Here is a 17,519-nt window from a genome sequence, read left to right as displayed (position 1 = left end):
TCATGAACGTCGCGAGCGTCACCGAGATGTGGGACCGGCTGACGGGGACACAGCCCGATCCCTCGCGCTGGCTGATCGGCGCGACGGCGCTGCTCGCGCTGGCGGCCGTACTGCTGCGGCGGGTGTGGCACGTCACGCGCAACGCGGTGACGATCGCGCACGAGGGCGGTCACGGGCTGCTCGCGCTGCTGACCGGGCGGCGCCTGGAGGGCATACGCCTGCACTCGGACACCTCGGGCCTGACCGTCTCGCGCGGCAAGCCGCACGGGGTGGGCATGGTGCTGACGGCCGCCGCCGGGTACACCGCGCCGCCGCTGCTGGGCCTTGCGGGCGCGGGGCTGCTGGCATCCGGCCACATCACCGCGCTGCTGTGGGGCGCGACGGCGCTGCTGCTGGTCATGCTCGTGATGATCCGCAACGCGTACGGGGCGCTGACCGTGGTGGTCACCGGGGCGATCTTCCTGCTGGTGTCCTGGCTGACCAAGGCGCAGGTACAGGCGGCGTTCGCGTATCTGGTGGTGTGGTTCCTGCTGGTCGGCGGCGCGCGGCCGGTCGCTGAGCTGCAACGTACGCGGCGCCGTGAGCGCTCCGGCACCTCGGACGCGGACCAGCTCGCCCGGCTCACGCACACTCCGGCGGCCCTGTGGCTGCTCCTGTTCTACGCGGTCGCGATCTGCTCGCTGGTGGGCGGCGCCCGGTGGCTGCTCCTCCAATAACGCGATGACCGCGGTGACGGGAGTGACGGGGAACACCCACCGTGACGGCCGTGGCGGCCCCGGCGGAGAGAACGGCCGGGGCAACGGGGGCAGACCGGCGCACAGACCCACGGCACTGGCCCCGCGCATGAGCCCGGCGCACGACCCCGGCGCATGTGGCCGAGAGTGACAGCACCTGTTTCCGGCAGATTTCGCCGCATTCGGCGTCCTATCTCCCTGTGCCTGAGCCACTACGCTTGGGCCCCATGAGCGACAGCACCGCGCAGACCGCCCTCTGGCCGGCCCCGACCGCGCCCCGCGCCGTGGACGCGACCGTCACGGTGCCCGGCTCGAAGTCGGTGACCAACCGCGCTCTGGTGCTCGCCGCGCACTCCACGGAACCCGGATGGGTGCGCCGTCCGCTGCGCAGCCGCGACACGGTCCTGATGGCCGACGCGCTGCGCGCCATGGGCGTGCAGATCGACGAGACGGTCAACCCGTCCGGCGGCGAGGCGTGGCGGATCATCCCCGCCGGGCTGCACGGCCCCGCCCGGATCGACGTCGGCAACGCGGGCACCGTGATGCGCTTCCTGCCGCCGGTCGCCGCGCTCGCCGACGGCCCGGTCCGCTTCGAGGGCGACGCGCGGGCGTACGAGCGTCCGCTGCACGGCGTGATCGACGCGCTGCGCGCGCTGGGGGCCAGGATCGACGACGAGGGCCGCGGCTCCCTGCCGCTGACCGTGAACGGCGCGGGCTCGCTGTCCGGCGGGAGCGTGTCCGTGGACGCGTCGTCGTCCTCGCAGTTCGTCAGCGCGCTGCTGCTGTCCGCGCCGCGCTTCAACCGGGGCCTCGAACTGCGGCACACCGGCCGCAGCCTGCCGTCCCAGCCGCACATCCGGATGACCGTGGACATGCTGCGGAAGGCCGGCGCCAAGGTGGACGCCCCGCAGGACGGCGGCGCGCGCAATGTGTGGCGGGTGGCGCCGAGCGCGCTGCTCGGCCGGGACCTGACGGTGGAGCCCGACCTGTCCAACGCGGCGCCGTTCCTGGCCGCCGCGCTGATCACCGGCGGCCGGGTGACCATCCCGGACTGGCCGCGCCGCACCACCCAGCCGGGTGACGCGCTGCGCACGCTGTTCACCGCGATGGGCGGCTCGTACGAGCTGACCGAGCAGGGGCTGACGCTCAGCGGCACCGGCCGGGTGCTCGGCATCACCGCCGATCTGCACGAGGTCGGCGAGCTGACCCCGGTGATCGCGGCGGTCGCGGCGCTGGCCGAGGGCGAGAGCGTGCTGACCGGCATCGCGCATCTGCGGCTGCACGAGACCGACCGGCTGGCCGCGCTGGCCAAGGAGATCAACGAGCTGGGCGGTGACGTCACCGAGACCGAGGACGGCCTGCGCATCCGGCCGACCACGCTGCACGGCGGGGTCTTCCACACCTACGAGGACCACCGGCTGGCGACCGCCGCGGCCGTCCTGGGCCTGACCGTGGACGGCGTCCAGGTGGAGAACGTGGCGACGACCGCGAAGACCCTGCCCGAATTCCCCGAGCTGTGGACGGCGATGCTCGCGGGCCGCGCGCCCGCGCCGGGGATCTCCACGCCGGGCGCCGTCACCCCGGGCGCCGCCGCACCGGAGACGACCGAGACAGCGGAGACAACCGGCACAGCGGACCCGACGGATACGGCGGACGCGACGGACACGGCAGACACAGCGGACACCACCGCGCCGGGCCGGGGCTGAGGACCGCCGTGCGCCGCTACGGAAAGAACCCCGACGAGGACGACGTCAGAGTCCGCCCCAACGCCAAGGGCAACCGGCCGCGCAGCACGATCAGGCCCAAGCACGAGGACGCCACCGAGGGCATGGTGCTGACCGTGGACCGCGGGCGGCTGACCGTGCTGGTCGACGACCGCGAGGTGGTCGCGATGAAGGCCCGCGAACTGGGCCGCAAGTCGATGGTGGTCGGCGACCGGGTCGCGGTCGTCGGCGACCTGTCGGGCGCGAAGGACACCCTGGCCCGGATCGTACGGATCGAGCCGCGCAAGTCGGTGCTGCGGCGGACGGCCGACGACGACGACCCGTTCGAGCGGGTGGTGGTCGCCAACGCCGACCAGCTCGCGATCGTCACGGCGCTGGCCGACCCCGAGCCGCGCCCCCGGATGATCGACCGCTGCCTGGTCGCGGCCTTCGACGCGGGCCTGAAGCCGCTGCTGGTGCTCACCAAGTCCGATCTGGCCCCGGCCGCGCCGCTGTTGGAGACGTACGGCGCGCTGGACCTGGCGTATGTGGTGACCAACAGGGACGACTTCCTGACCGGCGGGGTCGACCAGATCCGCGAGCGGCTGGCCGGGCATGTGACGGCCTTCGTCGGCCACAGCGGCGTCGGAAAGACCACGCTGGTCAACGCGCTGGTGGAGCGTCAGCGCACCACCGGCTCGGTGAACGCGGTGACCGGGCGCGGCCGGCACACCACCACCTCGGCGCTCGCGCTGCCGCTGCCGGGCGACACGGGATGGGTGATCGACACGCCGGGCGTACGGTCGTTCGGCCTGCACCACATCGATCCGTCGCGGGTCATCCACGCCTTCCCCGACCTGGAGCCGGGCACCGAGGAGTGCCCGCGCGGCTGCTCGCACGACGAGCCGGAGTGCGCGCTGGACGCGTGGGTCGCGGCGGGGCACGCCGAGCCCGCCCGGCTGGACTCGCTGCGGCGGCTGCTGGCCACCCGCGAGCGGCGCGAGGGAGACTGACGCGCTTTCGGCGACCGGAGGGGCGGTTTCCGGGCAGGCTGTGTGATGATCGACAGCGCACACAGGTTTCGGAGACGGAGTGGGAACGGGAGGCACCCGATGGCCTGGCTGCTCGTGGTGGTCGCAGGCATCCTTGAGACGGGGTTCGCGGTCTGCCTCAAGCTGTCGCACGGCTTCACCCGTATCTGGCCGACCATCGCCTTCGCCCTGTTCGCGCTGGGCTCCTTCGGTCTGCTGACGCTGTCGCTGAAGAAGCTGGACGTCGGCCCGGCGTACGCCGTCTGGACCGGCATCGGCGCGGCGGGCACCGCGATCTACGGCATGATCTTCCTCGGCGACGTCGTCTCCACGCTGAAGATCGTGTCCATCTCGTTGGTGATCGCGGGCGTCATCGGCCTCCAGATCTCCGGCTCGGCGCACTGACGGTTCACGGGCGGCGCCCGCGCGGACCGTGCGCCGCTACGGCTCCTCCCCCGTCGCGGGCCACGACAGCAGGCTGCGGACGAGCTGCGCCACCCGCAGACACGCCTCCTCGTCACTGGCGGCGGGCGCGATCACGTACGACAGGGTGAGCCGGATCGCCGCCTCGCAGGCCCATCCGATGTCCTGGGGCCGCAGCCGCGGGTAGCCGCGGACGAGCGCGTCGACCGTACGGGCCTTGAGGGATTCGACCAGGCCGCCCTCGGCGCCGGTGAGGGCGGCGGCGACCACCGGACTGCGCCGGGCGGACCGCAGGGTCCAGCCCGCGGCGCCCGCGAAGCACTCCCCCGCGTCGGCGCCGACCCGGCCCGCGGCGGCCAACTCGCGGTCGACACCGGCCAGATAGCCCTCGGTCTCGCGCCGGGCGAGGGCGCGCGCGAGCCCTTCCTTGCTGCTGAACTCGTTGTAGAGGGTCTGCCGCGACACCCCGGCCGCCGCCGCGACCTCGACCATCCGTACGGCTTCCCAGGGCCGGTCGCCGAGCGCGGCGAACGCCGCGTCCAGGAGCGATTCCCGCGCTGTAGGCATCATTGCCTCCAAGGCGCCACGAGGTGTCCGCGCGATGGCGCGGACAGCGGCCGTGCGGAAAGAATTGACGCGCTGTCCTGGTCTGTCAAGGTTGCGCGCAGGGCGGAGATGACCGGGACCAGGCGAGATCGCTACTGTTCGGCTTATGCCCGAATTCAACGACGATCTGCGCCTGGCCCACGTGCTGGCCGATGCCGCCGACGCCGCGACCATGGCCCGCTTCAAGGCGCTCGACCTCAAGGTCGAGACCAAGCCCGACCTGACGCCGGTGAGCGAGGCGGACAAGGCGGCCGAGGAGCTGATCCGGGGCCAGTTGGCACGGGCGCGCCCGCGGGACGCGGTGCTCGGCGAGGAGTACGGCAGCCAGGGCGCGGGGCCGCGCCGCTGGGTGATCGACCCGATCGACGGCACCAAGAACTACGTGCGCGGCGTTCCGGTGTGGGCGACCCTGATCGCGCTGATGGTCCGCGGCGAGCAGGGCGACGAGAGCGTGGTCGGCGTGGTCTCCGCGCCCGCGCTCGGCCGCCGCTGGTGGGCGGCGAAGGGCGACGGCGCGTACACCGGCCGCAGCCTGTCGTCGGCGACCCGGCTGCACGTCTCGGGCGTGAGCCGGCTGGAGGACGCGTCGTTCGCGTACTCCTCGCTGAGCGGCTGGGAGGAGCGGGGGCGGCTCGACGGCTTCCTGCGCCTGTCGCGCGACGTCTGGCGCACCCGCGGCTACGGCGACTTCTGGCCGTACATGATGGTCGCCGAGGGTTCGGTGGACATCTGCGCGGAGCCCGAGCTGAGCACGTGGGACATGGCGGCCAACGACGTGATCGTGCGCGAGGCCGGTGGCCGCTTCACCTCGCTCGACGGCGAGCCGGGCCCCTTCGGCGGGAACGCGGCGGCCTCCAACGGCCTGCTGCACGAGGAGCTGCTGGGGTACGTGGGCGGTTCGGACGGCGTCGCCTAGCAGGTCGGAGCGGCGCGGCGCGAGCCGCGCGCGGCGGCGGGTCACCTCGCGGCGGGAGCTTCGCGCGCCCCCTTGCCGGTCCTCCGGGGGCGTGTGACTATGAAGGTGCCCCCGCTTGTGAACTTGTGAAACCGTTCACGCGAGCGTCTCCCGGCTCGCCGGACGGCGGTCCCGTGTGAGGGCTTCACACAAGGAGGTGCCCGTCCCATGCTGGTCCGCGACGCGATGAGTACGGTGGTACTCACCATCGGCCCCGCCCACACCCTCCGCCAGGCCGCCCAGTTGATGTCCGCCCGCCGAGTCGGCGCGGCCATAGTCCTCGACACCGACACCTGCGGTCTCGGCATCCTCACCGAGCGCGACGTCCTCGACGCGATCGGGGACGGTCTCAGCCCCGACCGCGAACTCGCCCACGCCCACACCACGACCGATGTCGTCTTCGCCGCCCCGCAGTGGACCCTCGACGAGGCCGCCGCCGCCATGCTGCACGGCGGTTTCCGTCACCTGGTCGTCCTTGAGGGCCGCGATCCGATCGGCGTGGTCTCCGTCCGCGACATCATCCGCTGCTGGTCCGGGCAGCGGCCCGCGACACCGGCCGGGACACCGGCCGCGACCGCCCTGACCAGCGCGTAACCGCTTTTCGGAACGGCCGGCACGCTCGGCTTCGGAACGGCACACACGCGCCTTCGGTTCCGCACGCGGACGCGCAGAAGAGGCCGGAGCCCTTTGGCGTCCGGCCTCTTCGGCCAACGGCGAGCGACGGGTCAGGTGCGGAGGGCCTGGACCGCTGCCTCCAGTCGCTTGCCGTAGTCGGGGTCCGCGCGGCGGAAGTTGTCGACGGCGCGCTCGACGACGTCCTCGCGGGAGACCTTGGCGATGAAGCCCGCCAGGTTGTCGATCAGCCGGGTCTTCTCGTCCTCGGACATGAGCCGGTACAGGGTGCCCGCCTGCCCGAAGTCGTCGTCCTCGGCGTGCGCGGGCGCGGCGGAGTACCGGGTCGCGCCGGACACCTCGACGGGCTCCCACAGCGGGCGGCCGGTCTCGGCCGGGCCGCCGAAGCTGTTCGGCTCGTAGTTCTTGGCACCCTGGTGGCGGCCGTCGTAGAGGGCGCCGTCCCTGCTGTGCGTCCGCGCCTCGGTGGCGTGCGGACGGTTGACCGGCAGGTGGTCGGCGTTGACGCCGACCCGGTAGCGGTGCGCGTCGCCGTACGCGAACAGGCGGCCCTGGAGCATCTTGTCCGGGGACGGGCCGATGCCGGGCACGAAGTGCGCGGGGCTGAAGACCGACTGCTCGACCTCGGCGAAGACGTTCTCCGGGTTGCGGTTCAGCTCCAGCCTGCCGATCTCGACCGGCGGGTAGTCCGCGTGCGGCCACACCTTGGTGAGGTCGAACGGGTTGAAGCGGTACGTGGCCGCGTCCGCCGCGGGCATGATCTGCACCTGCACGGTCCAGGACGGGAACGCGCCGCGCTCGATCGCCTCCCGCAGGTCGCGCTGGTGGGAGTCGGGGTCCATGCCCGAGACGCGCACGGCCTCCCCGGTGGCGAGGTTCCTGATCCCCTGGTCGGTCTTGAAGTGGTACTTGACCCAGAAGACCTCTCCGGCCTCGTTGTTCCACTGGTAGGTGTGCGAGCCGTAGCCGTTCATGTGCCGGTAGCTGGCCGGGATGCCGCGGTCGCCGAAGAGCCAGGTCACCTGGTGTGTGGACTCCGGGCTGAGCCCCCAGAAGTCCCAGACGTTGTCCGCCTCCTGGGAGCCGGTGTACGGGTCGCGCTTCTGGGTGTGGATGAAGTCGGGGAACTTCAGGGCGTCCTTGATGAAGAACACCGGGGTGTTGTTGCCGACGAGGTCGTAGTTGCCCTCCTCGGTGTAGAACTTCAGCGCGAAGCCGCGCGGGTCGCGGACGGCGTCGGCCGAGCCGAGGTTGCCCGCGACGGTGGAGAAGCGCAGGAACGTCTCGGTCCGCTTGCCGACCTCGGACAGGAACTTCGCCCGCGTCCAGCGCGAGACGTCACGGGTCAGTGTGAAGGTGCCGTACGCACCGGCGCCGCGCGCGTGCACGACCCGCTCCGGGATGCGCTCGCGGTTGAAGTGCGCGAGCTTCTCCAGCAGGTGCTGGCTCTGGACGAGCACCGGGCCGCCGAGGCCCGCCGTCTCGCTGTTCTGGTTGTCCGCGACCGGCGCTCCGGCCTCCGTGGTCAGCGCACTCGTGGTCAGCGGACCCGTCTCCTGAACCGTCACGTGCTTCTCCTCCAGATCGTCCGGCCCCCCGGCATGCCCATCGGCTCGCGCCGGAGCCGATCCTACTCTGGACAATGTCTAAGTCAAGAAGAGAGCCAATAGAGGATGCGGGTCAGGAACAGACCCTTTCGATCCAGGTTGCCCCGCTGTTACCCTGGCTCGCATGAGCGACCTGCTGGAACGACTGCGCGAACGCGGCTGGCGGCTGACCGCCCAGCGGCGCGTGGTGGCGGAGGTCCTCGACGGCGACCATGTCCATCTCACCGCCGACGAGGTGCACGCGCGTGCCATCGCACGGCTGCCGGAGATCTCCCGCGCCACCGTGTACAACACGCTGGGCGAGATGGTGAGCATCGGCGAGATCATCGAGGTCGCCACCGACGGCCGCGCCAAGCGCTACGACCCCAACGCGCACCGGCCGCACCAGCACCTGGTCTGCTCCCGCTGCGGCACCATCCGCGACGTCCACCCGCACGGCGACCCGCTCGCGGCCCTCCCCCCGACCGAACGCTTCGGCTTCGCGGTCCAGGCGGCCGAGGTCACCTACCGGGGACTGTGCCCGGACTGCTCGTAGGCACGGTCCGCTCGCAGGCCCTGCCGCCGATCCGCTCTGCGGCCCTGCGTACGGCCGGTTCCGTACGGGTCCTGCCGACCCACAGGGTCTCCACCGGGACATCGGCCGGCACCCGGGCCAGCGCCTCGAACACCTCGCGCGCCACGCCCGGATCGGGATCGGTCGCCAACGGGCCGAGCAGGCCGACCAGTTCGGCGGGCTTGGCCAGCCGTCCGATCGCGCGGGCGGCGGCCCTGCGCACCATCGGCGGCCAGTTCTCGGCCTGATCGCGCTCGCGGGGTCCGAGCAGCCGCGTCAGCAGCGCCGCGTCGGAGGCGTCCCCGCACTCCCCGAGACCGGCCGCCAGTCCCGCGACGAGCCGGGGCGCGGTCGTCCTGCCGACCTTGCGGAGCTGCCTGCGGTAGACGTCGGCGGGCGGCTCCCCGCGCCGGTACAACTGCCAACGGGCCTGCGCCCGTACCATCCTGGCCCGGTCGGCCAGCGGCGCGACCAGCCGCGTGGCGGGCACGTCGCCGGGCAGCGCGGCCACCGCCAGCTCCCGTACGCCCGCGCCGCGCGCCCACATCAACCGGCCCGCCTGGTCGGGGTCCAGCTCCAGCAGCCGCTGCGCGCAGAGCCTGCGGCAGACCTGGTCGCGGTCGTGCAGCGCGGTCCGCAGCAGGTCGCCGCGGACGTAACTGCCGAGGTCCAGGGCGAGTTCGACGCCGAAGCGGCGGGCCAGCGGGTCGGAGTCGGCGGCCAGCGCCCGCACGGCGCGGCGGTGCGGAGGCTCGCTCAGCACCGCGCGGTACGAGGCGAGCAGCCCGCCCGCCCGGCGCCTGCCGCCGAGCCTGAGCAGCACGCGGACGGCCGCCGCCACCTCGTCCGGCGCGTTGCGGGCCACCAGGGCGGCGGTGGCGCGCTCGCTCACCTCCGGCACCCAGTCGACCGTCCGCAGGGCGAGCGCGGCCACGGCCAGCGGCCCGCCGCATCCGGCCAGGCTCTCGACGGCCCCGGCCCGCACCCGGCCGTCCTCGTCGAGCGAGGCCAGCAGCAGACGCAGCGGATCGACACCGGCGTGGCCGCCGGCGGCCCAGCGGTGGGCGCCGCCGCCGTGCCAGGGCCTGGCGTGCCGGTCGAGCAGCAGCAGGAGGTCCGCGGGAGCGTCGCCGAGCGCGGCGAGCGCCGCGGCCCTGTCGTACGGCGGTCCGTCCTCGACGACCGCGCGCAGGCCCGCGAGCAAGGTCACCGCGTCCTCGCGACGCCCGCCGAGCGCGGCCTCGCACCAGCGCTGCCAGCGTCCCGTGTCCACCACGGTGACACCCGCCTCGGATCGCCCTCGCCGCCTGCGCAGCAATCCCGCCTCCTCGCCCGTCGTACCCGACCAGGATCGCGCGCGAAGGTGCCGCGCCCAAGACGGTTCGGCGGGTCTTTGCCCGAATAAGAAGCCCGCACAAGGAGACTAAGAGAAAGCGCGCGGTGCCGCCGCGCGCGCAGCGCCCAGCGAACCGGCCCCGCAGCCCGGCCGACGACCGGTGTCGCACAGGAAGAAGGCCCGGAAGCCAATGGCTTCCGGGCCTTCTCTTTCCGTAGCGGGGACAGGATTTGAACCTGCGACCTCTGGGTTATGAGCCCAGCGAGCTACCGAGCTGCTCCACCCCGCGTCGTTGTGCCCTCACTGTAGACCAGCGTTCCTGACCAGCGCAAATCCATAGGCGGGCGGCCGTCGCAGCGGGTGGCCATTCCGGCTGAGGGGTGCCCCGCGCGGGGCGCCCCTCAGCCGGAAACGGTCAGGAACCGTACGGATGACCTGGTCAACCGCCGCTGACGACCGTCGGCTCACGCGGTCAGCTCGTGCTTGACCGCGGCGGTCAGCCGGGCCGCGCGCTCGGCGACCTCGGCGGGCCCGTAGGTAACCGCGCGGGAGCACCAGTGCTGCGCCTCGGCCAGCTCGCCGCGCCGGGCGGAGAGCAGCGCCATCCGCAGGGCGGCGCGGCCGTGCCCGGCGTCCGCGGCCCGCGTCCACCACATGGCGGCCTCGGGCTCGGCGCCCTCGCGGGCCAGCAGCAGCCCGAGGTTGAAGGCCCCGTTGCGGGAACCGGCCTCGGCGGCCTGCCGGTACCAGTGCGCCGCGTCCACCACGTCCCCGCGCTTGGCGGCGCACATGCCGAGCCGTACCTGGGCGCGGCGGTGCCCCTGCCGGGCGGCCCGCTCGTACCACTCCTCGGCCTCGACGCTGCCCGTGGCCTCCGCGCCCGCGTCGCCCTCGTCCCGCTCGCGCTGCCTGCGCTCCAGGAGCGCGCCGAGCCGGAAGGCGGCCTCCGGGCTGCCGCCGCCCGCGGCGCACCGCAGGTGCCGCTCGGCGGCGTGGTGGTCGCCGTCGCGCTGGAGCGCGATGGCCACCTGGAGGGCGGCCTCGGCGTGTCCGGCGGCGGCGGCCCGCTCGTACCAGGCGCGCGCGGTGTCGGCCTCCTCGCGCCCGGCGTGCAGGATGCCGAGGTTGAAGGCGGCGTCGATGCTGCCCGCCTCCGCGGCCTTGGAGAACCACGGCTCGGCGCCCATCGCGTCGCCGCGCTGGAGCAGCAGCACCGCCAGCGCGTTGGCGGCCTCGCGGTGCCCGGCGTACGCGGCCTTGCGGTACCACTGCTCGGCCTGCGCGTTGCGGCTCTGGCCCGCACAGAGCAGGCCGAGGTTGTAGGCGCCGTTGATGTCGCCCGCGTCCAGGGCCGTGCGGTACCAGCGCTCGGCGGTCTGCGTCTCGCCCTCCTGGGCGTGCAGCGCGCCGAGCGCGTTGGCGGCCTGGCCGTCGCCCGCCTGGGCGGCGCGCCGCCACCAGGTGGCGGCCTGGTCGATGTCGCCCGCGTCGCGCAGCAGGAACGCCAGCGCGCAGGCGGCCCGCGCCTCGCCGTCCCTGGCGGCGGTCAGATACCAGCGGCCCGCCTCCGCCTGCTCGCCGCGCTCCTCCAGGAGCGTGCCCAGGCGCAGCGCGGCCCGCCGGTGGCGGCGCGCGGCGGCCTGCCGGTACCACTGCTCGGCCTCGTGGTTCTGGCCGCGCGCGGCGCATATCCGGGCGAGGCGGTACGCGGCCTCGCGGTGGCCGTGCTCGGCCGCGGCGCGGAACCAGCGCTCGGCGCCGCTCTCGCGCCGGTGGTCGAGCAGGTCGGCCAGCGCGTACGCGCCCAGCGTGTGGCCGGACTCGGCGGCCTGCCGCAGCCAGTACTCGGCCGCGGGCTCGTCGCCGCGCTCGCGGTAGTGCCGGCCCAGCGCGTGCGCGGCGGGCGCGGAGCCCGCCACGGCGGCGGTCCGCCACCAGTCGGCCGCCTCGTCGGCGTAACCGCGCTGGTGCAGCAGCAGGGCCAGGTTGTTGGCGGCGGCGCGGTCCCCGTGCGTGACGGCGGCGCGCAGGTACGGCTCCGCGCCGTCGAGGTCGCCGCGGCGCAGCAGCAGCGTGCCGAGCGCGCTCATGGCATACGGGTCGCCGAGGTCGGCGGCGTGCCGATGGCGCGCCTCGATCTCGGCCTCCTCGCGGAGCGCGAGGCCGTCCTCGTCGGTCGGTTCGGGAAGCCCGGGCAGGTCGTTGAGCCCGGCGGCCGGGGCGGCGACGGGCCCCAGGGACCGGGTGGCCACCGTCCCGGTGGACGCGGTGAGTTCGGCGGACGCGGGCTGCTCAGCCGACGGGCGCGGTGCGGGCAGCAGCGCGGTCGCGGTGACGGGCACGGTCGCGGACGCGGTCACGGGCGTCGAAGCCGACTCCTGGGCCAACCTTTCGGTCGACATGTCGACATCGCCCGTAGAACCACGCCGTTCGTGGATCTGACGAGTGTTCAGCAGTCTTGCACCATCCCCCATGAGGTCCATCGTCGCACCGTCCACTACCGCCGTACACCTGGTATACCGCAACCCGATTGGTCACTTCAGCGGTTTGTCGACTTCCCGACAAGGCGGCTTGCGAAACCCCGTTCACCGAACATCCCCCATATAAGTGAAGAGGGCCAAAGTCAGTTGACTTTGGCCCTCTTCGTACAGTAGCGGGGACAGGATTTGAACCTGCGACCTCTGGGTTATGAGCCCAGCGAGCTACCGAGCTGCTCCACCCCGCGTCGTTGTGTCCTCACCGTACCACGACGCGGAGTGTCACCCGATCAGCCCGCTTGTCGACCCATCAGGTCGATCGGCCCCGTCTTATGTCCCCTTGGCCGCCTTCTCCGCCTCCCGCGCCTGCTTCAGCGCCTCGGAGAGCTTCTTCTGCGCCTCGCCGTACGCCTGCCAGTCGCCCTTCTTCAGCGCCGCCTGACCGTCGTCGTACGCCTTCTGAGCGTCCGTCAGGGCCTGCTCCAGCGTCGCGTCGCCCGGTGGGCTGGTGGTCGGCGGGCTGGTCGTCGTCGGCGGCTGCGTGGTGTCGTCCGGCGGCGGCTTCGTCGTCGACTCGCCGTCGGGGCCGAACACCTCGTCCAGCGCGGCCTTCAGCGTGGGCTGGAAGCCGATCCGGTCGCCGAAGAGCACCACCACGCTCTTCATCAGCGGGTAGTTGTTGCCCGCGCCGCGTACGTACACCGGCTCCACGTACATCAGCCCGCCGTCCATCGGCACGGTGAGCAGATTGCCGTACTCCACGGTGGTGTCCGCGCCCGCCCGTTTGAGCTGGTTGATCTGCGGCGCGACCTTGTTGTCGGAGTTGAGCTTGGCCTGCACCTGTTTGGGCCCGTCGACCGTGGTGTTCGGCGGCAGTTGCAGCACTCTGATCGTGCCGTAGTCCTTGCTGGACGCGTCGGCGTTCACCGCCATGAACGCGCTCAGGTTGGAGCGGTCGTTCGGCGTGAAGGTGGACGTCAGCGAGAACGCCTGCTCCGACTGGTCGGGCATCTTCAGACTCAGGTAGTACGGCGGCACCGCCTTGCCCGTCTGGGCGGCCGGGTCGTCCGGGACCTCCCACACCTCACTGCCGGTGTAGAAGGTGGACGCCTTGGTGACGTGGTACTTGGTGAGCAGTTGCCGCTGCACCTTGAACAGGTCCTGCGGGTAGCGCAGGTGGTCCATCAGCTCGGCGCTGATCTTGTCCTTCGGCTGCACCGTGTGCGGGAACGCCTTCATCCACGTCTTGAGCACCGGGTCCTGGGTGTCCCACTGGTAGAGCGTGACCTCACCGGTGTACGCGTTCACGGTCGCCTTGACCGAGTTGCGGATGTAGTTGACCTGATTCTGCTGCGCGATGACGGACCGCTGGTCGTCGGTGAGCGAGTCGGTCGTGGTGTCGCCGAGCGTGGTGCGCGACGCGTACGGATAGCCGTTGGTGGTGGTGTAGGCGTCGACGATCCACTCCACCTGGCCGTTGACCACGGCCGGGTACGGGTCGCCGTCGATGGTCAGCCAGGGCGCGACCGACTCCACCCGCTCCTTGGGAGTGCGGTTGTAGAGGATCTTCGAGCCCTTGCCGATCGCCCCCGAGTACAGGATCTGCGGCTCGCCGAACTGCACCGCGTACGCCGCCCGCGTCAGCGGGTTGGACAGGTCCACGCCGCTCTTGCCGGTGTACGTGAACGGCTTCTCGCCGCCCGCGTCGGTGTAGTCGATCTCCTGGGTCGGACCGCCGACGATCGAGTACTGCGTCGTCCGCTCGCCGTAGTAGACCCGCTGCTCGTACGTGCCGAGCTGGCCGGTGGTCGGCAGGTCCTTCTCGGTGAAGGCCGGTGAGCCGTCACTGGACACGTCGGTGCCCTTGGCGGCGACGATGCCGTAGCCGTGGGTGTACTTGAAGTGGTCGTTGATCCAGTTGTTCTCGGGGATGCCGTTGATGTTCAGCTCGCGCAGGCCGACGACCGTGTCCTGCTCCTTGCCCTTGGCGTCGCTGTAGCGGTCGACGTCGAGCGTGGAGGGGAAGGCGTAGTAGCCGCGCGTCTGCTGCAACTGCTGGTACGTGGGCGAGACCACGTTCGGGTCCAGCACGCGCACGCTCGCCGTGGTGTCCGCGTCGGCCCGCAGCTTTTCCGTACTGGACTCGCTGGTGCCGCTGTACGGCTTCACCTGGCTGTCCTTGATGCCGTACGCGGCCCGCGTGGCATCGATGTTCTTCTGGATGTACGGCGCTTCCTTGGCCGCCTCGTTCGGCTGCACCTGGAACTTCTGCACGATGGCCGGGTAGAGGCCGCCGATCAGGATCGCCGAGAGCACCATCAGGCCGAAGCCGATCATCGGCAGCGACCAGGTGCGGCGCCAGAGGGTCGCGAAGAACAGCAGCGCGCAGATCACCGCGATGCAGAACAGGATCGTTTTGGCGGGCAGATACGCGTTCGCGTCCACGTACCGCAGACCGGTCCAGTTGTCGGTGGCCTTGAAGCCGCTGGACTTCACCGCGAGGCCGTAGCGGTCCAGCCAGTAGGCGACCGCCTTGAGCGAGATGAAGATGCCCAGCAGGACCGACAGATGCCCGGTGGCGGCGGCCGTGGCCCGGCCGCCGGGCGAGGTGATCCGCAGCCCGCCGTACAGGTAGTGCACCAGGGCGGCGGCGACCAGCGAGAGCACCACGGCCGCGAAGCCGAAGCTCAGCAGGAAGCGGTACCAGGGCAGGTCGAAGGCGTAGAAGGACACGTCCTTGTGGAACTGCGGGTCCTTGACGTTGAACTTCGTGGCGTTCGTCCACAGCAGCCACAGCCGCCACTGCCCCGAGGCCGATCCGCCGGCGATGAGCCCGACCACCGCGCAGACCCCGAGGAGCACCCACTTCTTGTACGGCGCGAGACCCATCCGGTAGCGGTCGAGGCTCTGCTGCTCCAGCGACATCGCGCTGAGCGGCGGGCGGAGCCGGTGTGCCAGATAGATGTTCACGCCGACCGCTCCGGCCATCAGCAGGCCGAAGACGAAGAACAGACCGACCTTGGTCCAGAGCGTGGTGGTGAAGACCGACGAGTAGTGAACCGATCGGTACCAGAGCCAGTCGGTCCAGAATCCCGCGAAGATCACGAACGCGATCATCAGACCGGCGAGCACGCCGATCGTGATGAGCAACGTCCGGGTCCGCCGGGATGGGCGGCCGACTCTGATCCGTGGCCCCGACGATCCTCCGCCGCGGTCCGGCATCTCGAATACCAAGGTGCGCACCTCGAATTGTCCGTATTTCTGGGGTGTCCCGGGTCGGACTCCCACTGGTGCAACTTACCTACGCTTTGGCCGGTTCCCGATTCCGGCAAGGGAAGAGGCAGGATACTGACCATGTCCAACAATGCGACCGATGGTGCACCGCTCGCGGCGAGCCCGCTGACCCGTGCCGTACTGGAAATCGACGAGTACGCGTCCGGCCTCGGCTGGGACCGGCCCGCACGGCTGTTCGCCCTTGTCGACACCGCGCAGCTCCGTACGCAGGAACCCGGCCTCGCCGATCAACTCGGCCTGACCGAGACGAACGAGACGGGGTCGCTGACCCCGATCGAGCAGGACGAGCTGCCGTCCGGCACGGCGCTCGACGAGTTCCTGGCGACGATCGCGTGGCCCGAGGTGATCGCGGGCTGCGCGCTGACCGTGGAGCGGCTGATGCTGCCGCCCGCCGCCGAGGCGGCCATTCCCGAGGGCCTGGACGACGCGTCGCTGGCCACGTGGGTGGCGGCGCATCCGCAGCGCCAGGAGGTGCGGATGACGGTCGCGGTGCTGCGGGACGGCGCGCGGGAGTCGGCCGTACGGCTGCGGGCCAAGGACACGCCGACCGAGGTGCTGACCGGTTCCGATCTGGTGCCGGGTCTGGCGGAGGCGCTGTCGGCGACCTTCGAGGTCTGAGCGCCCGGTGTGGCGCCGCCGGGCTGAACCGACCTGAGCTGACCGGGACTGAGCCGGTCTCAGCTCTTGCAGCTCGGCAGCGCCGCGTCGTTGCCCGACTTGATGTCCTTCAGCGCCGCCAAGGCGTCGTCGAGGGTCTTCACCTTCACCAGGGTGAGGCCCGAGGGGATGCTCTTGGCGGCCTCTTCGCAGTTGTCGGCCGGGGTGAGGAAGAACTGCGCGCCCTTGTTGCGCGCGCCGATCGTCTTCAGGCTGATGCCGCCGATCGGTCCGACCTTGCCGTTGTCGTCGATCGTGCCGGTGCCCGCGACGAATTTGCCGCCGGTCAGGTCGTCGGGCGTCAGCTTGTCGATGATGCCGAGCGCGAACATCATGCCCGCGCTGGGTCCGCCGACGTCGGCGAGCTTGATGTCGATGGTGAACGGGTACAGGTGCTCGACGCCCGCCTGGATGCCGACCACGGCGCGCGACGGGCCGCCGTCGTCCGAGGCGCGGGTGGTGATGGTCACCTTCCGCGTGGTGTCCAGCTTCTTCTTCGCGTCGGCGGCCGGGATGATCGTGAAGACCACCTTCTCGCCCGGCTTGTGCTTGGTGACCAGGCCCGCGACCTGGTCGGCCTTGGTGATCGCGGTGCCGTCGACGGCCTTGATCACATCGCCCGCGTGCAGTTCGCCCTCGGACGCCCCGCCGCTGACGACGGCCGCCACGATCACCCGTGAGGGCACGGGGATCTTCAGCGAGGTCAGCGCCGCGTACTTGGCGCTGTCCTGTGACTGGCTGAACTCCTCGGCGTTCTGCTGGTCGGCCTCCTGGGCCGTCTGCCCCTTCGGGTACAGCGTGTCGTGCTCCACGACCTTGTCGTCCCGCCGCGCCCAGCCGAGCAGCGACTCCACCAGGTTCATGGAGTAGTCGGCGCCGGTGACCCGCACGGTGGTCATGTTGAGGTGACCCGACGTCGCGTACGTCTTGTGGCCGCCGATCTGGATGACCATTTCGCCGTCGTAGCTCCCGAGCGTGTTCACCGTCGGTCCCGGCGACATCTCCGAGTACGGTGCGGGAGCCAGCAGCGCGATGCACAGCAGCGCTATCAGCGTCAGTGTCGAGGCGAGCAGCGTCGCGGTGCGGCGTGGCATGGCACGACCCTACGGGAACCGCCGGACAACCGGCCCGCGGGGTGAGTCCGGACGGGTACGCGGCCGTGCGGCGCCTGTTCTGCCGTCCCGGTGCCCGGTCCTCAGACCGTCCCGGTGCCCGGTCCTCAGACCGTCTCGGTGTCCGGCTTCTCCGCCGACTCGGCCTGCATGGCCTGCCGGAACCGCTCGTACCCGGCGAGCGACGCGCCGTCCCCGGTGGTGCGGGTGTGCGACGCCCAGCGTGCCCAGACCGCGGCGAACACCGCGGCGACCAACGGAATGAGCAACCAAGCGAGTGCTGCCACGTCGAACTCCCGACCCCATGTACACCAAAACGGACGTATGAGCAGATTAACCGCTCTGTGCACCAACGGCCCGGTGGGGTACGGGGTTACGCCCCCGCGCGTCGCTCACGA

At 71.7% G+C, this 17,519-nt stretch carries 15 protein-coding genes and 2 tRNA genes; 8 read left to right on the top strand and 9 right to left on the bottom strand.

Translation table 11 applies throughout. The features are described 5' to 3' along the window. Positions 1–2: 2 nt before the first annotated feature. From ACFZAM_RS09660 to ACFZAM_RS09645, 4 genes are all read left to right on the top strand, one after another. Positions 3–716 carry a M50 family metallopeptidase gene (locus tag ACFZAM_RS09660; RefSeq protein WP_355347350.1) on the top strand — a complete coding sequence of 238 codons (714 nt, stop codon included), beginning with the start codon at positions 3–5 and terminating at the stop codon, positions 714–716. A 245-nt stretch (positions 717–961) separates the two neighbouring features. After that, on the top strand, positions 962–2,440 hold the full coding sequence (gene aroA, locus ACFZAM_RS09655; RefSeq protein WP_391044350.1) for a 3-phosphoshikimate 1-carboxyvinyltransferase: 1,479 nt from the start codon (positions 962–964) through the stop codon (positions 2,438–2,440). Positions 2,441–2,448: 8 nt separating this feature from the next. Continuing rightward, the gene (gene rsgA / locus ACFZAM_RS09650) at positions 2,449–3,450 is read left to right on the top strand and encodes a ribosome small subunit-dependent GTPase A (RefSeq protein WP_391044347.1); all 1,002 of its coding nucleotides are present in this window, start codon (positions 2,449–2,451) and stop codon (positions 3,448–3,450) included. 99 nt (positions 3,451–3,549) lie between these two features. Then, positions 3,550–3,873: a multidrug efflux SMR transporter gene (locus ACFZAM_RS09645; RefSeq protein WP_355347359.1), complete on the top strand. Its 324-nt coding sequence runs from the start codon at positions 3,550–3,552 to the stop codon at positions 3,871–3,873. Between the two features lie 36 nt (positions 3,874–3,909). Here the strand turns inward: ACFZAM_RS09645 and ACFZAM_RS09640 are convergent, their stop codons facing one another. Next, the gene (locus ACFZAM_RS09640) at positions 3,910–4,458 is read right to left on the bottom strand and encodes a TetR family transcriptional regulator (RefSeq protein ID WP_355347362.1); all 549 of its coding nucleotides are present in this window, start codon (positions 4,456–4,458) and stop codon (positions 3,910–3,912) included. Between the two features lie 145 nt (positions 4,459–4,603). Between ACFZAM_RS09640 and hisN the strand changes: the two genes are divergently transcribed. Together hisN and ACFZAM_RS09630 are read left to right on the top strand one after the other, a co-directional pair. Then, a complete protein-coding gene (hisN, locus tag ACFZAM_RS09635; RefSeq protein WP_355347365.1) occupies positions 4,604–5,413 on the top strand; it encodes a histidinol-phosphatase in 810 nt (269 codons plus the stop codon). 207 nt (positions 5,414–5,620) lie between these two features. Continuing rightward, positions 5,621–6,046, top strand: a complete 426-nt coding sequence (locus tag ACFZAM_RS09630) for a CBS domain-containing protein (RefSeq protein ID WP_391044343.1) — start codon at positions 5,621–5,623, stop codon at positions 6,044–6,046. A 131-nt stretch (positions 6,047–6,177) separates the two neighbouring features. Here ACFZAM_RS09630 and ACFZAM_RS09625 read toward each other — a convergent pair whose 3' ends face one another. Further along, positions 6,178–7,629, bottom strand: a complete 1,452-nt coding sequence (locus ACFZAM_RS09625; RefSeq protein WP_391044803.1) for a catalase — start codon at positions 7,627–7,629, stop codon at positions 6,178–6,180. Positions 7,630–7,816: 187 nt separating this feature from the next. Here ACFZAM_RS09625 and ACFZAM_RS09620 point away from each other — a divergent pair, with 187 nt between their 5' ends. Next, on the top strand, positions 7,817–8,227 hold the full coding sequence (locus tag ACFZAM_RS09620; protein ID WP_355347371.1) for a Fur family transcriptional regulator: 411 nt from the start codon (positions 7,817–7,819) through the stop codon (positions 8,225–8,227). Here ACFZAM_RS09620 and ACFZAM_RS09615 read toward each other — a convergent pair. The 5 genes from ACFZAM_RS09615 to ACFZAM_RS09595 all read right to left on the bottom strand — a co-directional run bounded on the left by ACFZAM_RS09615 (position 8,193) and on the right by ACFZAM_RS09595 (position 15,280). Continuing rightward, positions 8,193–9,521: a HEAT repeat domain-containing protein gene (locus ACFZAM_RS09615; RefSeq protein ID WP_391044339.1), complete on the bottom strand. Its 1,329-nt coding sequence runs from the start codon at positions 9,519–9,521 to the stop codon at positions 8,193–8,195. The two genes, ACFZAM_RS09620 and ACFZAM_RS09615, sit on opposite strands and share 35 nt — an antisense overlap. Before the next feature lie 275 nt (positions 9,522–9,796). Continuing rightward, positions 9,797–9,870 (bottom strand) — tRNA-Met (locus ACFZAM_RS09610). A gap of 175 nt (positions 9,871–10,045) precedes the next feature. Further along, positions 10,046–11,983 carry a tetratricopeptide repeat protein gene (locus tag ACFZAM_RS09605; RefSeq protein ID WP_391044338.1) on the bottom strand — a complete coding sequence of 646 codons (1,938 nt, stop codon included), beginning with the start codon at positions 11,981–11,983 and terminating at the stop codon, positions 10,046–10,048. A gap of 249 nt (positions 11,984–12,232) precedes the next feature. Beyond that, positions 12,233–12,306 (bottom strand) — tRNA-Met (locus ACFZAM_RS09600). Positions 12,307–12,388: 82 nt separating this feature from the next. Continuing rightward, complete coding sequence (locus tag ACFZAM_RS09595) at positions 12,389–15,280, bottom strand: UPF0182 family protein (RefSeq protein WP_355347431.1); 2,892 nt, start codon at positions 15,278–15,280, stop codon at positions 12,389–12,391. Between the two features lie 132 nt (positions 15,281–15,412). Here ACFZAM_RS09595 and ACFZAM_RS09590 point away from each other — a divergent pair, with 132 nt between their 5' ends. Then, a complete protein-coding gene (locus ACFZAM_RS09590) occupies positions 15,413–15,970 on the top strand; it encodes a PPA1309 family protein (RefSeq protein ID WP_355347380.1) in 558 nt (185 codons plus the stop codon). Between the two features lie 59 nt (positions 15,971–16,029). Here the strand turns inward: ACFZAM_RS09590 and ACFZAM_RS09585 are convergent, their stop codons facing one another. Together ACFZAM_RS09585 and ACFZAM_RS09580 are read right to left on the bottom strand one after the other, a co-directional pair. After that, positions 16,030–17,103 (bottom strand): S16 family serine protease, encoded by a 1,074-nt coding sequence (locus tag ACFZAM_RS09585; protein WP_391044335.1) that lies wholly within the window; start codon positions 17,101–17,103, stop codon positions 16,030–16,032. A gap of 125 nt (positions 17,104–17,228) precedes the next feature. Beyond that, positions 17,229–17,408 carry a hypothetical protein gene (locus ACFZAM_RS09580; protein ID WP_355347386.1) on the bottom strand — a complete coding sequence of 60 codons (180 nt, stop codon included), beginning with the start codon at positions 17,406–17,408 and terminating at the stop codon, positions 17,229–17,231. Between the last annotated feature and the right edge of the window lie 111 nt (positions 17,409–17,519).

The sequence above is a fragment of the Streptomyces sp. NPDC008079 genome, from assembly GCF_042957385.1.
In the GTDB taxonomy this organism is placed as follows: domain Bacteria; phylum Actinomycetota; class Actinomycetes; order Streptomycetales; family Streptomycetaceae; genus Actinacidiphila.
Note: the sequence above shows the minus strand (reverse complement) of the source record. Positions and strands in the feature narration are given on the sequence as shown.